Genomic DNA, 1,515 nt, shown 5'->3' with positions numbered 1-1,515 from the left:
ATTCATCCAATTAGTCGGTGGATGAATAAGATGGTAAGAGATACAGCTTGGTATAATGATGGTGTATCTCGTAATTTTTCTCTTTGGAATAGTAACTATAAAGATGATGATATATTAATTTTATCTGATATAGATGAGATTATAGATAGTAAATATGCCAATGAGATAATTGATGCAGTTAATCAGTATGGTATAATCACTATTAAAATTCATTTCACGATGTTTTATTTTAATTTGTTTTGCTCTAATTGGAGTGGTCCAGCTTATTATTCCTATCGAATTTTTATAGTAAAAGGGAAATATTTGAGAAAGCGCTTTTATAATGATTCCGATTATTTAAGAAAAATGGGAGAGCAATCTAATTTATTAAATAAGGTGAAATGTTTGGAAGGGATAAAAGGTTATCATCATTCATGGTTAGGAGATGAAAAGTTTGTTGTGAATAAATTGAAGTCTTATGCACATACTTTAAACTGTCATTCAAAAGAAATTTTTAATGATCAAGGTGAAATTGATATTGATGTCATAAAAAATAATATGAGATTAGGTAAATCTATTTTTGCAGATATTTCATTAAATGTAAATAATGAAATAGAACTACTATCTTCTGTCGAAAAGTTGAAAAAAGATACCCCTGAGTTCTTTTTATAGCATATGTTGGTTCTTAAATTAAAAAAAGTTTTTCCCTTTCTATTGTTATCTTTTCCTGTAGTTATTGATATAATTAATGGCTATCTGAGAGGTACGGATGGTACAGGTGAGAGCCTTATAGGTATTCTTTATCGTGGAATGATTATTTTATTTTCAGCCATCTATCTATTTCGTACTAAATATTCCAATTATATTAAAATATTAATTTTATCAAGTATTGCTTTATTAATATATCATATTCTTATAGGTGCTTATTCCAATGGTGTTTTCATGGCATTAATTAAAATAATGAACTTCTATTTTGTTTTAAGTATTATACTAAAGAGTCGTTATTTTTCAGATCGTGAGACAGTTGTTAAAGCTGCAGTCCTATATGGAGTATTGGCAGCGATTGTTCTAATTTATTGTTTTATAACAGGTGCGGGCTATGCTGCTTATACAGAAAACACTTTTGGCACAAAAGGTTTTTTTGTAGCAATGAATGATGTTGGATTAACTATACTTTTACTGAATATTTTAGCATGCTATTCATTCCAAAAAACGGGAGATGTATTTTATTTTATCGCATTAATAATAATGTCTATTGGTTCTTGTTTTGTTGGTAGTGTAGCTTGCTATTTGGGGACAGCCTTTATATTACTTTTTTTTGCTTTAAGTATCTTGTTTGTTAAATTTGAGGATTATAAAAGTTCCTATAAGGTAAAGTTAATAACTTTGCTTTTAGTTTTAGTTATATTTAATTATGCACTAGTTAAAGTTATATCCGTTATTCAAGAAGATTCTTATCTCTCGAAAAAATACGAAAATATTGGTGCAATCTTTTTAGAGGCTTCAGGAAGGGGATATTTGATAGATGCATCAATT

At 28.1% G+C, this 1,515-nt stretch carries 2 protein-coding genes; both read left to right on the top strand.

From position 1 onward, the window contains the following. Positions 1-651, top strand: a 651-nt coding sequence (locus tag HMPREF0106_RS13660) for a hypothetical protein (protein ID WP_157133806.1), incomplete at its 5' end; no start/stop codon positions are given. 3 nt (positions 652-654) lie between these two features. Further along, positions 655-1,515, top strand: an 861-nt coding sequence (locus HMPREF0106_RS13665) for an O-antigen ligase family protein (RefSeq protein ID WP_009039823.1), incomplete at its 3' end; no start/stop codon positions are given.

Source organism: Bacteroides sp. D22, assembly GCF_000163675.1.
GTDB lineage: Bacteria > Bacteroidota > Bacteroidia > Bacteroidales > Bacteroidaceae > Bacteroides > Bacteroides xylanisolvens.
This window is presented reverse-complemented; position numbering and strand designations above follow the sequence as displayed.